Origin of the sequence: Streptomyces sp. NPDC017979 (assembly GCF_044328175.1) — a bacterium.
Taxonomy (GTDB): Bacteria; Actinomycetota; Actinomycetes; order Streptomycetales; family Streptomycetaceae; genus Streptomyces.
On record NZ_JBIRGU010000028.1, the window covers coordinates 1 to 18,402 of the forward strand.

The following is an 18,402-nucleotide window of genomic DNA, read 5'->3' on the forward strand; positions in this document are numbered from 1 at the left end:
CCGAGGGTGAGGACGGGGTGGGGACTGGCTTCGATGAACACCCGATGCCCGGCATCGAGGAGCGCTTCGACCGTGTCGGAGAACCGGACCTGTTCCCGCAAGTTCCGCACCCAATAGCCGGTGTCCAGTGTGGTGGTGTCGATCGGTTCAGCGGTCACGGTGGAGTAGAAGGCGACGTCACTCGTGGCCGGCTGGATCCCGGCGAGGACACGGTGGAGTTCATCGGTGATCTCGTCGACCTGCGGGCCGTGGGAGGCGTAGTCCACATCGATCAGCCGGGCCCGATGCCCAGCGCCCTCGACCGCGGCGACCACTTTGACCACAGCCCGCGGCGGACCCGAAATGACTGTCGACGACGGCCCGTTCACCGCAGCCACCACCACGACACCACTACCACCGGTGGGGAAGAAGCCTTCCGCCTCCACCGCACTGACGCCGAGGGACGCCATCGCGCCACCACCGGACAAGGCACGCAGGGCCCGGCTGCGAAGAGCAACGACCCGCGCGCCGTCCTCCAACGTGAGTGCTCCCGCGACGCAGGCTGCGGCGATCTCGCCCTGGGAGTGCCCGATGACGGCAGCCGGTTTCACGCCGTACTCGGCCCACACGGCGGCGAGGGACACCATCACCGCCCACAGCACGGGCTGCACCACATCCACCCGGGCCAGTTCCGCACCGTCACCGCGCAACACACCGGTCAACGACCAGTCCACATGCGGCTTCAACGCCGACTCGCAGGCGGCGATGTGTTCGGCGAAGACGGTTGAGGTGTCGAGGAGTTCGACGCCCATGCCGACCCACTGCGAGCCTTGTCCGGGGAACACCAACACCGGCCCGGTGCTGGTCGTCATGGCGGGCAGGCCGGGGCACACCACCCGATCGTCCGGCACACCGGCCGCCAACGCCCGCACACCAGCCACGAGTTCATCCACGTCCGACCCGATGACAACGGCCCGATGCTCGAACACCGACCGCTCAGACACCAGCGACCAGCCCACCCCACCCACCGACACCCCACCACCCACCCCCACCGACACCTCCGCCACATGGTCAACCAACGCCGCCGCCTGCCCCCGCAACGCATCCCCACTCCGCCCCGACACCACCCACGGCACCACACCACCCAAACCAGCCACACCAACCCCAACCCCAACCCCAGAACCCCCCTCCACAACAACCGCCCCCAAAACCTCCTCCACAATCACATGCGCATTCGTCCCCGAAATCCCGAACGAAGAGACCCCGGCCCGGCGCGGATGGTCGGTCTCGGGCCAGACGGCCCGTTCCCGTAGCAGCGAGACGGCACCCGCAGACCAGTCGACGTGCCCCGATGGCTCGTCCACGTGGAGAGTCGCCGGCAGCACCCCGTGCCGCATCGCCATCACCATCTTGATGACCCCGGCCACACCCGCAGCAGCCTGCGTATGACCGATGTTCGACTTCACCGAACCCAACAACAACGGCAGCTCGGAAGAGCGCTCTTGCCCGTACGTCGCCAGCAGCGCCTGCGCCTCGATCGGGTCACCCAGCGTCGTGCCGGTGCCGTGCGCCTCGACCGCGTCCACCTGGTCCGGGGTCAGCCGGGCATTGGCCAGGGCCTGGCGGATCACGCGCTCCTGGGCGGCTTCGTTGGGCGCGGTCAGGCCGTTGCTGGCGCCGTCCTGGTTGATCGCCGAACCACGAACCACCCCCAACACCCGATGCCCGTGGCGCCGCGCGTCCGACAGCCTCTCCAAGAGCAACAGCCCCACGCCCTCGGAGAACCCGGTGCCGTCGGCCGCGGCCGCGAAGGACTTGCACCGGCCGTCGGGGGCGAGCCCGCGCTGTCGGGAGAACTCCGCGAACGCGGTGGGCGTGGTCAGTGCGGTGACGCCGCCGACGACGGCGAGCGTGCACTCGCCCTGCCGCAGCGCCTGCACGGCGAGGTGGACGGCGACCAGCGAGGACGAGCACGCGGTGTCGACCGTGACGGCCGGGCCTTCCAGCCCGTACGTGTAGGCGATGCGGCCGGAGACCACGCTGGTGAGGGTCCCGGTGGTGGCGTAGCCCTCGTAGCCTTCGGGCACGTGCGGCAGCCGCGTGAGGTAGTCGCGGCTGGAGACGCCCGCGTACACGCCCGTACGGCTGCCCCGCAGTGCGGCGGGCGCGATCCCGGCCCGTTCGAACAGTTCCCAGGACGTCTCCAGCAGCAGCCGCTGCTGGGGGTCCATCGCCGTGGCCTCGCGCGGGGAGATGCCGAAGAAGTCGGCGTCGAAGAGGGGGGCTTCGGGCAGGAAGCCGCCGTCGCGGACGTAGCTGGTGCCGGGGTGGTCGGGGTCGGGGTGGTAGAGCCGTTCCAGGTCCCAGCCGCGGTCGGTGGGGAACGGGGTGATGGCGTCGCGCCCTTCGGCCACCAGGTCCCACAGGTCCTCCGGGGACCGCACGCCGCCGGGGTACCGGCAGGCCATGGCGACCACGGCCACGGGTTCGCGCTGGCGGTCCTCGGTGTCGCGCAGGCGTTGGCGGGTCTGGGCGAGGTCGGTCGTGACGCGCTTGAGGTAGCTGCGGAGCTTGTCTTCGGTGCCCGGCATCGATCGGTCCTCGTTCCCCATCAGGACGGCACTTCCCTGTCTATGAGTGCGAACAACTCGTCGTCGGACGCGGCGTCGATGGCGTCGCCGTCCACGGGCTCCGCCGCCTCGTCGGGGGCGGCGGGCGGGCGGTCGCCCAGTCGCCACAGCAGTGCTTCCAGCCGGGCGACGAGTCGTCCGCGGGTGCGGTCGTCGCCCGGGTCGATGCGCGCCACGGCGTCCTCCAGCCGGCCGAGTTCGGTGAGGCCCGGCTCGGTGGCGGGGTCGGGCGCGGCGGGCGGGGCGAGTTCCCCGAGCAGGTGGGCGGCGACGGCGCTGGGGGTCGGGTGGCGGAAGACGACGGTGGCGGAGAGCCGCAGCCCGGTGGCGGCGCTGAGCTTGTTGCGCAGTTCGACGGCGGTGAGCGAGTCGAAGCCGACGTCCTTGAAGGCGGTGTCGGCGTGGACGGCGTCCGCTCCGGCGTGGCCGAGCACGGCTGCCGCGTGGGTGCGCACCAGGTCCAGCAGGACGCGGTGCTGTTCGTCGGCGGGCAGTCCGGCCAGTCGTCGGGCCCAGTGGGGCGCTGCGGCGGCGGTGCCGGCGGCAGTCCTCCGGGAGGTGGTCGTGCCGGTGAGGGCCCGGAACAGCGGCGGGGTTGCCGTGGTGGACCGTGCGGCGAGGGCCCGGGTGTCGAGTTCGACGGCGAGGAGTTGCGGGTGGCCGTGGCGCCAGCTCGTGTCGAAGAGGGCGAGGCCGCGTGCCGTGGTGAGTGCGCCGATCCCGGTGCGGGCCATGCGCGCCCGGTCGGTGTCGGTGAGTCCGCCCGTCATGCCGCTGGCCTCGCCCCACAGTCCCCAGCCGACGGAGACGGCGGGGAGCCCGGTGGCTTGGCGGCGGGCGGCCAGGGCTTCGCAGTACGCGTTGGCGGCGGCGTAGTTGGCCTGGCCCGGGCTGCCGAAGGTGGCCGCGCTGGAGGAGAACAGGACGAACAGGGCGAGGGGCAGTCCGGCGGTGGCGTCGTGCAGGTGCTGGGCCGCTGCGGCCTTGACGGCCCAGACGCGGGACAGTCGCTGCGGGCTCTGTGCCGCGATCACGCCGTCGTCGAGGGCTCCGGCGGCGTGCACCACGCCGGTCAGCGGGTGGTCGGCGGCGACTTCGGCGACGAGCCGGTCGACGGTGGCGCGGTCGGTGACGTCGGCCGCGACGAGGTGTGCGCGGGCGCCGAGTGCGGTGAGCCGTTCGACGAGTTCGGCGGCGCCCGGCGCCGCCGGGCCCTGGCGGCTGACCAGCAGCAGGTGCCGTACGCCCCAGGTGGCGGCGAGGTGTTCGGCGAGGTGGCCGCCGATGGTGCCGGTGCCGCCGGTGATGAGGACGGTGCCGTCGGGGTCGAGGCGCGGGGGCACTTCGAGGACGACCTTGCCGATGTGGCGGGCGCGGCCGAGCCAGCGCAGGGCGTCCCTGGCCCGGGTGAGCGGCCAGGCCCGTACGGGTGCGGGGCGCAGGGTGCCGGCGGCGAACAGGTCGGCGAGGCGGGCGAGGATCTCGCCGATGCGGACGGGGCCGCCGTCGGGGATGAGGTCGTACACCCGGTAGGTGACTCCGGGGTGGCGGGTGGTCACGTCGTCGGGGTCGCGGTGGTCGGTCTTGCCCATCTCCAGGAATCGGCCGCCGTCGGCGAGGAGGCGCAGCGACGCGTCGATGAAGTCGCCCGTCAGGCTGTTCAGTACGACGTCCACGCCGCGGTCGCCGGCCGCCGCGCGTATCGCGTCCTCGAAGGCGAGGTCGCGCGAGGTGGCGCGGTGTGCCGCGTCGATGCCCATCGCCTCCAGCGCACCGTGCTTGCCGGGGCTGGCGGTCGCGAACACCTCCGCGCCCAGGTGACGGGCGACCTGCACGGCGGCGGAGCCCACGCCACCGGTGGCGGCATGGATGAGGACCCGCTCGCCCGGTTGCACCCGGCCCAGGTCTACGAGGCCGAACCAGGCGGTGGCGAACACCACCGGCACGGCCGCGGCGGTGGCCCAGTCCCAGTCGGGGGGCACGGCGGTGAGCATGCGGGCGTCGGCGACGGCCAGCGGGCCGAAGGCGCCGGCGAACAGACCCATGACCCGGTCGCCGGGCGCGAAGTCGGTGACGCCCGGGCCTACTTCGACGACGACGCCGGCGCCTTCGCTGCCGAGGCCGGTCTGTCCGGGGGCCATGCCGAGGCTGACGAGGGCGTCGCGGAAGTTGACGCCGGCGGCGCGCACCGAGATCCGGACCTGACCGGGCTCCAGGGGTGCTTCCGCTTCCGGGGCGGGCACCGGCAGCACGTCTTCCAGGGTGGCCTTCGGGCCGGACTCCAGCCGCCAGGCGCCGGAGCGCCCGGGCAGTGCTGCGGCGGGGGCGCCGGGGCTGGTGGCGCGGACGAGTCGGGGCGCGAGGAGCCGCCCCTCGCGCAGGGCGGCCTGCGGCTCTCCGGCGGCGACGAGTCGGCCGACGGCGGCGCGGGTGGCGGGGTCGGTGGGTTCGTGGCCGGCGCCGGGTTCTGGGTCGAGGTCGAGCAGGGTGAAGCGGTCCGGTTCTTCGGACTGGGCGCTGCGGATCAGGCCCCAGACGGCGGCACCTGCCGGGTCGGGTGCCTGGTCGGCGTCATCGGCGGTGACCGCGCCGCGGGTGACCAGGACGAGGCGGGATGCGGCCAACTCTGGTTCCGCCAGCCAGTGCTGCACCAGGGCGAGGGCCCGGGTGGTGGCGTCGAGGGCGGCGTCGGCCCCGGGCCCTTCGGCTCGTCCGGTGGCGACGGGCGCCAGGACCACGGGCGGTGCGGGCGCGTCTTCGTCGAGCGTCGCGACGAGGGCGGCGAGGTCGGTGTGGTGGACCGGGCCTGACGCGGCGTCGGGGTCCGCGGCGGCCGCGCCGACGACGGCCCAGGAGGCGTCCTCGTCCGCTGTCGCGGTACGGGTCGGGTCGTCGGGCGCGGCGAGCGGCGTCCACTCCACCGCGAACAGGCCGTCGCCGCTGTCGTCCGGGGTGGCCCGGAGGCGGCCCGGGTCGGCGGCGCGCAGGACGACGGAGTCCGCGGTGAGCACGGGTGCGCCGACGGCGTCGGCCACGGTCACCCGGATTCCGCGCTCGTCGTGCCCGGACGCACCGTCGGCGTCCGGTGCGTGCGGCGTGATCCGGACCCGTACGGTCGTGGCGCCGGTGGCCCAGAGGGTGACTCCGTTCCAGGCGAACGGCAGCCACACGCCGCCCGCGCCGCTCCCCTCGCCGTCGAGCAGCAGTGCGGTCTGGAGGGCGGCGTCCAGCAGGGCGGGGTGTACGTCGAAGCCCGCGGGGTCGCCCGCCGCTTCCGGCAGCGCCACCTCGGCCAGCAGGTCGTCCCCGTCCCGCCAGACGGTGCGCAGACCTTGGAAGGCCGGTCCGTAGGCGTATCCGGTGGCGGCGGCGCGTTCGTAGAAGCCGGTCACGTCGAGGGCCCGGGCACCGGGCGGGGGCCAGGCGGCATCGGGTGCGGGCGCGGTGTCGGGGGCGGGGGTCAGGGTGCCGGTGGCGTGGCAGGTCCACGGTGCGGCCGGTGTCCCGTGGTCGCCGTCCGCGTCGGCCCTGGCGTGGATGGACACCTCGCACCGCCCGTCGGCGTCGGGTGCGCCGACGGCGACTTGGACGCGTACGCCCCCGGTGTCCGGGAGCACCAGCGGTGCCTGGAGGGTCAGTTCCTCGACGCGTCCGCGGCCCGTTTCGTCGGCGGCGCGCAGGGCCCATTCCACGAGCGCGGCGCCGGGCACCAGCGTGGTGTCCAGGACGCGGTGGTCGGGCAGCCAGGGCTGGCCGCGCCGGGTGAGCCGTCCGGTGAGCAGGTGGGATTCGGTGCCCGCGAGTTGGGTGGCGGCGGCCAGCACGGGGTGGCGGGCGGCGTCGAGTCCGAGCACACCGGCGTCCGCGGGCCCGCCGGAGCGGGCGGTCAGCCAGTAGGGCCGGTGCTGGAAGGGGTAGGTGGGCAGGTCGAGTACGGGTCCGGCGGCGGGCAGCCACGTCGTCCAGTCCACCGGTGCGCCGGCGGTGAAGGCGTGGGCGAGGGCGTGGCCGAGTTGGGTCCGGCCGCCCGCGGCACGGCGCAGCGTGGGCACCACGGCGGCGGACGCCCCGGCGCGCTCGATGCACTCCTGGACTCCCAGCGTCAGCACGGGGTGCGGGCTGGCTTCGACGAACACCCGGTGTCCCGCGGTCAGCAGGGCGTCGACGGCCTCGGCGAACCGGACTTGCCGGCGGAGGTTGGTGATCCAGTAGTCGGTGGAGAGTGCGGTGGTGTCGATGCGTTCGCCGGTGACGGTGGAGTAGAAGGCGACCGGTGCGGTCCGGGGTCGGACTCCGGCGAGTGCGGTGCCGAGTTCGTCGGTGATCTCGTCGATCTGGGGTCCGTGGGAGGCGTAGTCGACGTCGATCAGCCGGGCGCGCAGCCCTTGGGCTTCGGCGTCGGCGACGAGCGCGGCGACCGGTTCGGGCGGTCCGGAGACGACGACGGATCCGGGGCCGTTGACGGCGGCGACGGTGACGCCCGGGTGCGCGGCGCACAGGGCGTCGGCCGCGTCGGAGCCCGTTTGGAGGGAGGCCATGGCGCCGTGGCCGGCGAGGCGTCGCAGCGCCTTGCTGCGCAGTGCGACGACGCGGGCGCCGTCGTCCAGGGTCAGGGCGCCGGCGACGCAGGCCGCGGCCATCTCGCCTTGGCTGTGGCCGACGACGGCCGCGGGCGTGACGCCGTGGTCGGCCCACACGGCGGCGAGGGACACCATCACGGCCCACAGCACGGGCTGGACGACGTCCACCCGGGCCAGTTCTGCGCCGTCGCCGCGCAGCACGTCGGTCAGCGACCAGTCGATGTGGGGTTCGAGGGCCTTTTCGCAGTCGGCGATCCGGTCGGCGAACACTTTTGAGGTGTTGAGGAGTTCGGCGCCCATGCCGGCCCACTGGGAGCCCTGACCGGGAAAGACGAGCACCGGGCCGGGGCCGGTGGCGGCGGGTTCGCCCGGGCACACCACGGCGGGGTGGGGCTCGCCGGCGGCGAGGGCCGCCAGGCCCGCGAGGAGGTCGTCCCGGTCGGCGCCGAGGACGACGGCGCGGTGTTCGAAGGCGGTCCGGGCGGTGGCCAGGGAGTGGCCGATCCGCTCGACGGCGGCCGGCTCGGTGCCCAGCCGGGCGGCGAGGGCGGCGGCTTGGGCGCGGAGCGCTTCGGGCGTGCGGGCCGAGACGATCCACGGCACGGGCGTCGTCGCGGCCCGGTGCACGTCGGGTTGCGCAACGGGCCGCCGCGCTGCGGGCGCGGGGCTCGGTTGCCGGAGGTCGGGGCCTTGCTCCACGGGCTCGGGGCCCTGCTCCAGGATGAGGTGCGCATTGGTGCCGGAGGCGCCGAAGGAGGACACGCCGGCTCGGCGGGCGCGGCCCGTCGCCGGCCACTCCGTCCGTTCCCTCAGCAGGGCGACGGCGCCCGAGTCCCAGTCGACGTGTGGCGACGGCGCGTCGATGTGCAGCGACGCGGGGAGGACGCCGTGCCGCATGGCCAGCACCGTCTTGATGACCCCGGCGACTCCGGCCGCGGCCTGCGTGTGCCCGATGTTCGACTTCACCGAGCCCAGCAGCAAGGGCCGGTCGGCCGGCCGCTGCTGTCCGTACGTGGCGAGCAGTGCCCCGGCTTCGATCGGGTCGCCGAGCGTCGTGCCGGTGCCGTGCGCTTCGACGGCGTCGACGTCGGCCGGGGACAGTCGGGCCTGGGCGAGTGCCTGTCGGATGACGCGTTCTTGTGACGGGCCGTTGGGGGCGGTCAGGCCGTTGCTGGCACCGTCCTGGTTCACGGCCGAGCCCCGCAGCACGGCCAGGATCCGGTGCCCGTTGCGCTGCGCGTCGGACAGCCGCTCCAGCAGCACCAGTCCGACGCCTTCGCCCCAGCCGGTGCCGTCGGCCGCGGCGGCGAAGGGTTTGCAGCGGCCGTCCGGTGCCAGGCCGCGCTGTCGGGAGAAGCCGGTGAAGACCTCGGGGGTGGCCATCACCGTGACCCCGCCGGCCAGCGCCAGGGTGCACTCGCCCTGCCGCAGCGCCTGCGCGGCGAGGTGCATCGCCACCAGCGACGACGAGCACGCGGTGTCCACGGTCATCGCGGGGCCTTCGAGGCCGAGGGTGTACGACACCCGGCCGGTGGCGGCGCTGCCGGAGCTGGCGAGCATCGCGTAGCCCTCCAGCTTGGCGTCGCCGCTGGTGGCGAGCCCGGTCGCGTAGTCGTGGTACATGACGCCGGCGAACATGCCGGTGCGGCTGCCCTTCAGGGCGGCGGGGCTGATGCCGGCGCGTTCGAGGAGTTCCCAGGACGTCTCCAGCAGCAGCCGCTGTTGCGGGTCCATGGCGAGTGCCTCCCGCGGCGAGATGCCGAAGAAGTCGGCGTCGAAGCCCTCGGCGTCGTGGAGGAAGGCGCCCTGGTCGGCGTAGCTGGTGCCCGGGTGGTCGGGGTCGGGGTGGAACAGCCGCTCCAGGTCCCAGCCGCGGCCTTCGGGGAACGCGCCCATGGCGTCCACCCCGTCGGCGACGAGGTCCCACAGGTCTTCCGGGGAGCGCACGCCGCCCGGGTAGCGGCAGGCCATCGCCACGATGGCGATCGGCTCGTCGACGGCTACGGCGGCCGGAGCGAGTGCCCCGGGGGTGCGGCCCGCCAGCCGGCCGGCCAGGTGGGCGGCGAGCGCTTCGGGCGTGGGGTGGTCGAACGCCAGGGTGGCGGGCAGCCGCAGTCCGCACCGGGCGGTGAGGCGGTTGCGCAGTTCGACTGCGGTCACGGATTCGAAGCCGAGGTCCTTGAACGGCGCGTCCAGGCGCACCGCGGCCGGGGTTTCGTGGCCGAGGACGACCGCGACGCAGTCGCGGACCAGGTCGGTGACGGCGGCCAGCCGCCCCGCCTCGTCGAGCCCGGCCAACTGCCGTACCAGCTCCCCGGTCTGCGTCGGATCGTCTGCGGACGCCCCGGCGGCCGTCGGACGGCCCCCGCGGCCTGAAAGGCCCCGTAGGACGGCGGGGAGGTCGGCGGCCGGCACACCGCGGACGTCGAGCCCGGCCGCCACCACGAGGGAGTGTTCCGGGCGGCAGGCGGCGTCCAGCAGTTCCAGGGCCCGGTCGGTGGGGAGCGGGGAGAGCCCGGAGCGGCGCAGCCGCGTCAGGTCGGCTTCGGTGAGGTGGCCGGTGAGTCCGCTGGCTTGCTCCCACAGGCCCCAGGCGATGGACACGCCGGGCAGTCCGGCGGCCCGGCGGCCGGCCACGAGGGCGTCGACGTACGCGTTGGCGGCGGCGTATCCGGCCTGGCCGACGTTGCCGATGACGCCGGCGGCGGAGGAGAACGTCACGAAGAGCGCGAGCGGCAGGTGGGCGGTGGCTTCGTGGAGGTGCCGCGCCGCGGTGGCCTTGACCCGCCAGACCCGGGCCAGCCGTGCGTCGGACTGCGCGGTGACGACGGCGTCGTCCAGCGCGCCCGCCGCGTGGACCACCGCGGTGAGCGGGTGCTCGGGGTCGATGCCGGCGACGAGTTCGGCGACGGTTGGGGCGTCGGTGACGTCGGCGGCCACCAGCCGCACCCGCGCGCCGCTGTCGGTCAGCCGGTTGACGAGTTCGGCCGCGCCCGGTGCGTCGGGGCCGCGGCGGCTGACGAGCACCAGATGGCGTACGTCCCAGGCGTGCACCAGGTGTTCGGCGACCCGGCTGCCGAGGGTGCCGGTGCCGCCGGTGATGAGCACGGTCCCGTCGGGGTCGAGCGCTCCCGGGCTGCCGGGGGCGGTGGGGTCCACCGGCTGTACGGGGGTGGCGCGGGCGAGCCGGGGCACCAGGACGTGTGCGACGCGCACCGCGGCCTGCGGCTCGTCGGTGGCGGCGGCCAGTGCGGCGGCTGCCATCGGATCGGGCCCGCCGTGTGCGGTGCCTTCCGCGGCGGCGGGGTCGAGGTCGAGCAGGACGAACTGGTCGGGGTGTTCGGCCTGGGCGGCGCGGACCAGTCCCCAGACTGCGCTGGCCGCCGCGTCCACGCCCGGGCCGGCCGGTGCAGTGGCTCCGGGTTCGCTCGCGACGACGGCGCCGCGCGTGACGAACGCCAGCCGGGAGCCGGCGAGTCGGGGTTCGGCGAGCCAGCCCTTGACGAGGCGCAGCGCGTCCTGGGCGGCGGTCAGGCCGTCGACGGCGGCGACCGCGGTGAGCACGCCGACCGGGGCGGGGACGCCCGCGTCCAGCGCGGCCACCAGCGCGGGCAGGTCGGTGTGGCGGGTCGGGTCGGTGTGGGCGTCGAACCGGGCGGGCCAGGGGCCGAGCACGTCCCACGGGCCGTCGGGCTGCGCACCGGCCGGCTCCGCGGGGGCGGGCAGCGGCGTCCACTCCAGGGTGAACAGGCCGCGGGCGCCCGCCCGGGCCGCCGCCCGTAGGGCCTGGGTGTCGGCGGGGCGCAGGGCGACGGACGCGATGTCGAGGACGGGGGCACCGGTGGTGTCCGCGAGTTCGATCCTCAGTGCACGGCCCGTGCCGGCGGCCGGGTCGGCCTGCGGTGCGGGGGTGATGCGCACGCGGACGGACGTTGCGCCGGTGGCGCGCAGCGAGACGTCGTGCCATGCGAACGGCAGCCACACGGCGTCGGTCCCGCGGTCCGTCTCGACGTCGAGCAGCAGCGCGGGGTGCAGCGCGGCGTCCAGCAGGGCGGGGTGGACGCCGAAGCCGGCCGGGTCGCCCGCGGCCTCCGGTAGCGCGACCTCGGCCAGCAGGTCGTCGCCGTCCCGCCACAGGGCGCGCAGCCCCCGGAAGGCCGGTCCGTAGCCGTAGCCGAACTCGTCAATGCGCTCGTAGAACCCGTCGAGGCTGACGGGTTGCGCTCCGGGCGGCGGCCAGGCGCCGGCCAGCGTCCCGCCGGGGGTGCTGGTCGTGGCGGTGAGGGTGCCGGAGGCATGGCAGAGCCAGTCGGCCGGGGGCTCGTCCGTGCCGTGGTCCGGGCGGGAGTGGACGCGGATCGTACGGGATCCTCCGGCATCCGCGGCGCCCACGACGATTTGGATCCGGACGTTCCCGGCCGGCGGCAGGGCGAGTGGGGCGTGCAGCGTCAGTTCCTCGACGCCGCCGCTGCCGGCTTCGTCGGCGGCACGCAGCGCCCACTCCACCAGGGCTGCGCCGGGGACGAGCACCGTGCCGTCCACGCGGTGGTCGGCCAGCCAGGCGGTGCCGGTGGCGGACAGGCGTCCGGTGAGGACGCGGGTATCGGCGTCGACGACTTCCAGCGCGGCGCCGATGAGGGGGTGTTCGGCGGCCGTGAGACCCAGTCCGGCCGGGTCCAGGGCGGTGCGGGTGACGTTCTCGTCCCAGTGCCGGCGCCGCTGGAAGGGGTAGGTGGGCAGGTCCACGACGCGGGCGGCACCGGCAGGGAAGCAGGCGCGCCAGTCGACGGCGGCGCCCGCCGCGTACGCCTCCCCGAGCGCGCGCACCACGCGTCCGGAGCCCCCGTCGTCACGCCGCAGGGTCGGGACGGCGGTGGCGACGGCGTCCGCCGCCTCGAAGATCTGTTCAAGGCCGAGGGTGAGGACGGGGTGGGGACTGGCTTCGATGAACACCCGATGCCCGGCATCGAGGAGCGCTTCGACCGTGTCGGAGAACCGGACCTGTTCGCGTAGGTTGCGCACCCAGTAGTGGGTGTCCAGCTCTGTCGTGTCAACCAGACCGGCGGTCACGGTCGAGTAGAAGGCGACGTCGCTCGTGGTCGGCTGGATTCCGGCGAGGAGACGGTGCAACTCGTGTGTGATCTCGTCGACTTGGGGGCCGTGGGAGGCGTAGTCCACATCGATCAGCCGGGCCCGATGCCCAGCGCCCTCGACCGCCGTGACGGTGTCTGCGACGGCTTGTGGTGGGCCAGAGATGACGGTGGACGACGGCCCGTTCACCGCCGCGACCACCACACCACCACCGGCCGGGAAGAAGCCTTCCGCCTCCGCCGCGCTCAGACCCAGGGACGCCATCGCGCCACCACCGGACAGGGCGCGGAGTGCCCGGCTGCGGAGGGCGACGATCCGTGCACCGTCCTCCAACGTCAGCGCCCCCGCGACGCAGGCTGCGGCGATCTCACCCTGGGAGTGCCCGATGACGGCGGCCGGCTTCACACCGTGCTCCGCCCACACGGCGGCCAGGGACACCATCACCGCCCACAGCACCGGCTGCACCACATCCACCCGGACCAGTTCCGCGCCGTCACCGCGCAACACACCCGTCAACGACCAATCCACATGCGGCTTCAACGCCGACTCACACGCCGCAATCCGCTCAGCAAAAACGGGCGAGGCATCCAGCAGCTCCACACCCATGCCGACCCACTGCGAACCCTGCCCCGGAAACACCAACACCGGCCCGGTGTCCCCCGCGCCCACCGTGTCGGCGGGGCCGACGAGCGCGGCGTGCGCGTCGCCGTCGGCCAGTGCCACGACGGCGGCGCGCAGCTCGCCCGGGTCCGTGCCCACGACGACGGCCCGGTGTTCGAAGACGGAGCGGGTGGTGGCCAATGACCAGCCGACGTCGACGGGCCGGACCGTCGGGTCCCGGTCCAGCCGTTCGACGAGGGCGCGTCCCCGGTCCCGTAGCGCCTGCTCGTCGCGGGCCGAGAGGATCCAGGGCAGGGCAGCGACCGGCACCGTGCCCGGGTCCGCGGGGCGCTCTTCCGTGCTGTCCGCGACTTCTTCGAGGACGACGTGTGCGTTCGTCCCCGAGATGCCGAAGGAGGAGATCCCGGCCCGGCGCGGGTGGCCGGTGCTCGGCCACGGTTCGGCGGCGGTGAGGAGCCGCACCGCGGTGTCGTCCCACTCCACGTGCGGGGTGGGCGCGTCGATGTGGAGGGACGCCGGCAGCTCGCCGTGCCGCATCGCCATCACCATCTTGATGACGCCGGCGACGCCCGCCGCGCCCTGCGTGTGCCCGATGTTCGACTTCACCGAGCCCAGCAGCACCGGTCGGCCCGCCGGCCGGTTCCCGCCGTACGCGGCGGTGATCGCGTCGGCTTCGATGGAGTCGCCGAGCACGGTGCCCGTGCCGTGCGCCTCGACGGCGTCCACCTCGGACGCGGACAGCCGGGCGTTGGCCAGGGCCTGGCGGATGACGCGCTGTTGGGAGGGGCCGTTGGGGGCGGTGAAGCCGTTGCTGGCGCCGTCCTGGTTGATCGCGGAGCCGCGGACCAGTGCCAGCACGGGGTGGCCGTTGCGGCGCGCGTCGGACAGCCGCTCCAGCAGTACCAGTCCGACGCCTTCGCCCCAGCCGGTGCCGTCGGCCGACGCGGCGAACGCCTTGCAGCGGCCGTCGGGCGACAATCCGCGCTGTCGGGAGAAGCCGGTGAAGACCTCGGGGGTGGCCATCACCGTGACCCCGCCGGCCAGCGCCAGGGTGCACTCGCCCTGCCGCAGCGCCTGCGCGGCGAGGTGCACGGCGACCAGGGAGGAGGAGCAGGCGGTCTCGACGGTGACGGCGGGCCCCTCCAGGCCGAGGGTGTACGAGACCCGGCCGGACAGCAGGCTCGGGGCGTTCCCGGCGTACCCCTCCGACGCCTGTGACGCGCCGCTCTTGGAGCCGTCGCCGGTGGTGGCGGTGCCCGCGTACACGCCGGTCCTGGTGCCGTGCAGGGAGGCGGGGTCGATCCCGGCGCGTTCGATCGCCTCCCAGGCGCACTCCAGCAGCAGCCGCTGCTGGGGGCTGCTGGCCGCGGCCTCGCGCGGGCTGATGCCGAAGAAGGCCGCGTCGAACTGGTCGGCGTCGTAGAGGAATCCGCCCCTGCGGGTGTAGCTGGTGCCGGGGTGGTCGGGGTCGGGGTGGTACAGCCCTTCCAGGTCCCAGCCCCGGTTGACGGGGAAGTCGCCGATGGCGTCCGTGCCCGATGCGACCAGTTCCCACAGGGCCTCCGGCGAGTCCGCCCGGCCGGGGAAGCGGCAGGCCATGGCGACCACCGCCACGGGGTCCTGCGCTTGTTCCTCGGCCTGGCGGAGGCGCTGGCGGGTGTCCTTGAGTTCGGTGGTGACGCGCTTGAGATATTCGACCAGCTGTTCTTCGGTCGCCATCTGGGTTCACCCGGTCCTATCGCTCAGTGGTCCGTACTGGTGCCGGCGTACGCAGGCGTGAGTGCTCGTGCGCTCGCTCAGGGCGCGCCCAGTTCGCTGTCGATGATGTGGAGCAGTTCGTCGGCGGACGCCGCGTCGAGGTCTTCGGCTGCCGTGGCCTCGTCCGCGACAGGGCCGCGGGCCGCCTTCCATGCCGCGAGCAGGCCCTCCAGCCGGGCGGTGACCGCGCCGGCGTCGCCGTCCGGCAGGCCGCTCGCGGCGCCGAGGGTCTCCGCGAGCCGGGCCAGCCCGTCCAGGACGGGTGCCACGTCCGTTGCTTCCGGGGTCGCGTCGCCGTCGGGCGACGGGGCCACACGGCGGCGCAGTTCGTCGGCCAGGGCACCGACCCGCGGGTAGTCGAAGATCAGCGCCGGGGGCAGTCGCAGCCCGGTGGCCGTGCCCAGTCGGTTGCGCAGTTCCACGGCGGTCAGCGAGTCGAACCCCAGGTCCTTGAACGCGGCGTCGGCTTGGACGGCGTCGGCGTCGGCGTGTCCGAGTACGGTCGCCACGTGCCCGCGGACCAGCGCGAGCAGGGTCCGCTGCTGCTCGGTCGTGGACAGTCCGGCCAGCCGGCCGCGCCAGTCTTCGGGTGCCGCCGCGGCGGCCGCGGCCGCCGCGCGGCGGGTCTTCGCGGTGCCCGCGGTGGCCGCATCGGTGACCAGGGCGCGCAGGACGGCGGGGAGGGCGCGGGAGGGTTGGGCCGCCAGGCGGCGGGGGTCGATGGCGGCGGCGACCAGGTGCGGCCTGCCGTCGGCGAGCGTGGAGTCGAACAGGGCGAGTCCTCGCTCGCTGGCCAGGGCGCCCATGCCGGACCGCGCCATGCGGGCGAGGTCGGCCTCGGTGAGTGCGCCGGCCATGCCGCTCGCTTCGGCCCACAGTCCCCAGCCGACCGACAGCCCGGCCAACCCTTGCGCCCGTCGGTGTGCCACCAGGGCGTCGCAGAAGGCGTTCGCCGCCGCGTAGTTGGCCTGTCCGGCGCTGCCGAGCGACCCCGCGGCGGAGGACAGCACGACGAACAGCGCCAGCGGAAGGTGCTCGGTGGCGCGGTGCAGGTGGTACGCGCCGGCGGCCTTCGGGCCCCACACCCCGGCCAGTCGGTCTTCCGACAGCTCGGGCAGCACCCCGTCGTCCACCACGCCGGCCGCGTGCACCACGCCCGTCAGCGGACGGGCCGGATCGATGCCCGCCACCAGGGCCGATACGGCCTCCGGGTCGGTGACGTCGGCGGTGACCACGTGCGCGGTGGCGCCCAGTTCGGCCAATCGTCCGACCAGCTCCGCGGCGCCCGGCGCGTCGGGCCCCCGCCGGCCCGTGAGGACGAGGCGCCGGGTGCGGCCCGAGCGGACCAGGTGCTCCGCCACCAGGCCGCCGAGTGCGCCGGTGCCGCCGGTCACCAGGACCGTGCCGTCGGGGTCGGGGGCGGCGGGCGGCCGCAGGACGACCTTGCCGACGTGCCGTGCGCCGCTGACGTACCGCAGCGCGTCCCGGGCCCGGGCCAGCGGCCACGCCCGCACCGGAGCGGGCGTCAGGGCACCGTCCACGAACAGCTTCCGCAGCTCCCGCAGCATCCGTCCGACGCGCTCGGGCCCGGCGTCCGGCACCAGGTCGAACATCCGGTAGTCGGCCATCTCGGGGTACGCGACGGCCAGTTCGGCGCGGTCGCGCACGTCGGTCTTGCCCATCTCCACGAACCGGCCGCCCTCGGCCAGCAGCCGTAGGGAGGCGTCCGTGAACTCCCCCGCGAGGCTGTTCAGGACGACGTCGACCCCGCGGCCCCCGGTGGCTCGCCGGAACGCCTCTTCAAAGTCCAGGTCCCGGGAGGAGGCGCGGTGCGCGGCGTCGATCCCCATCTCCGCGAGCACCCGGTGCTTGCCGGGGCTGGCGGTGGCGAACACCTCGGCGCCCACGTGCCGCGCGATCTGCACTGCGGCCGTCCCCACGCCGCCCGTCGCGGCGTGCACGAGCACCGAGTCGCCCGGCTGCAAGCGGCCGAGTTCGGTGAGCCCGAACCAGGCCGTGAGGAACGTGACGGGTACGGAAGCGCCCCGTGCGTCGTCCCAGCCTTCCGGTACGCGCACCAGCATCCGTGCGTCCGCGACCGCGACCGGGCCGAACGTGCCGTCGAAGACCCCCATCACCCGGTCCCCCACGGCCAGGTGCGACACCCCGGGACCCGCCTCCAGCACCCGGCCGGCGCCTTCGCTGCCCGCGAGGTCGGCCCCGCCCGGGTACATCCCCAACGCGATCAACACGTCCCGGAAGTTCACCCCGGCCGCCCCGACCGCCACCCGCACCTCACCCTCCCCCAGCTCCGCTTCGGCAACGGGAGCCGGTACGACCGTCACGTTCTCCACCGTCCCCGCCGCCGCGAGGCCGAGCCGCCAGGCCCGCCCGTCGGTGGGTACGGGCAGGCTGCCGCGCGCGCGGACCAGTCGCGGCACCAGCACCCGGCGTCCCCGCACCGCGACCTGCGGTTCGTCGTGGGCCGCCGCCGCGCTCACCGCCCGCGCCAACAGGTGGGCGACGGGGACGTCTTCGTACCCGTGCGGATCGAGGTCCACCAGCAGGAAGCGGTCCGGATTCTCCATCTGCGCACTGCGCAGCAGGCCCCACACCGTGGCCCCGGCGACGTCGACGGCTTCGTCGCCGTGGACGTCGGCGGGCACCGCGCCCCGGGTCGCGACCACCAAGCGCGTCCCGGTCAGCCGCGGCTCCGCCAGCCAGTCGCGCAGCAGGCCCAGGATCCGGGCCGTGGTCGCGAGCGCTTCGGCGGCGTCGGCACCGGACCGGGCCGGGACGCAGGTGACGGCCGCTTCGGGCCGCGGCGCACCCGCGTCGACGGCCGCGACCAGCGCCTTGGTGTCGGAGTGGCAGGATTCCGCCTCGGCCAGGTCGAACGCGTCCTGGCCGAGCACGGTCCACCCGCGGTCCCGTGCCGCGTGTTCGACGGCGGCGTCCAGTTGCCCGGCTCCCGGCAGCGACGTCCACTCCAGGACGAACTGGCCCTCCGTCTCCTGTGCGGTGTGCGGTACGAGCCGGCTCAGCTCCGCCCGGCGCATCGCCACCGATCCGACGCTCAGCACGGGTGCGCCGGAAGCGTCGAACAACTCGACGCGGACACCGCGTTCACCGGAGTCCGCCGCGCCGTCGTCCGTGTCGTGGTGCGGGGTCAACCGCGCGCGTACGGTCGTGGCCCCGGTGGCCCACAGCGTCACCCGGCTCCAGGAGAACGGCAGCCAGACCTGCCCGTCGGCCGTCGGCTCCGCCAGCAACATGCCGGGGTGGAGCGCGGCGTCCAGGAGCGCCGGGTGGATGCCGAAGCCGTCCCGGTCCCCCGCGTCCTCCGGCAACTCGACCTCGGCCAGCACGTCGTCGCCGTCCCGCCACGCGGCCCGTACGCCTTGGAACGCCGCCCCGTAGCCGTAACCGGCCCGGGCCACCCGGTCGTAGAATCCCTCCGTCGGCAACTCCTGCGCGCCGGCCGGCGGCCAGGGCGCGGCCTGCGTCTCCGCCGGCGGGTCGACGGGCCGGGGGCCGAGCGTGCCGCGGGCGTGACAGGTCCACGGCGTCGCCTCCAACGGGCGATCGGCGCTGTCGGGCCGTGAGTGCAACCAGATCTCCCGTGGTTCACCGGGCTCGGCTGCGCCGACGACGACCTGGATCTGTACGGCCCCGGTGTCGGGCACCACCAGGGGCGCCTGGAGCACGAGTTCGTCCACTCCGCCGCAGCCGGCTTCGTCCGC

Annotated in this window: 3 protein-coding genes; all 3 read right to left on the reverse strand. The window is 74.8% G+C overall.

Going from position 1 to position 18,402, the window contains the following annotated elements; all coding sequences use genetic code 11:
- Positions 1–2,570, reverse strand: a 2,570-nt coding sequence (locus ACH4E8_RS35050; RefSeq protein WP_398455764.1) for a type I polyketide synthase, incomplete at its 3' end; no start/stop codon positions are given.
- A 20-nt stretch (positions 2,571–2,590) separates the two neighbouring features.
- A complete protein-coding gene (locus tag ACH4E8_RS35055) occupies positions 2,591–14,620 on the reverse strand; it encodes an SDR family NAD(P)-dependent oxidoreductase (protein ID WP_398455766.1) in 12,030 nt (4,009 codons plus the stop codon).
- 77 nt (positions 14,621–14,697) lie between these two features.
- Positions 14,698–18,270 carry an SDR family NAD(P)-dependent oxidoreductase gene (locus ACH4E8_RS35060; protein WP_398455767.1) on the reverse strand — a complete coding sequence of 1,191 codons (3,573 nt, stop codon included), beginning with the start codon at positions 18,268–18,270 and terminating at the stop codon, positions 14,698–14,700.
- Between the last annotated feature and the right edge of the window lie 132 nt (positions 18,271–18,402).

Excerpts from the sequence above, each read along its gene's own strand:
- ACH4E8_RS35055 (WP_398455766.1), bottom strand. The coding sequence starts at position 14,620 with ATGGCGACCGAAGAACAGCTGGTCGAATATCTCAAGCGCGTCACCACC.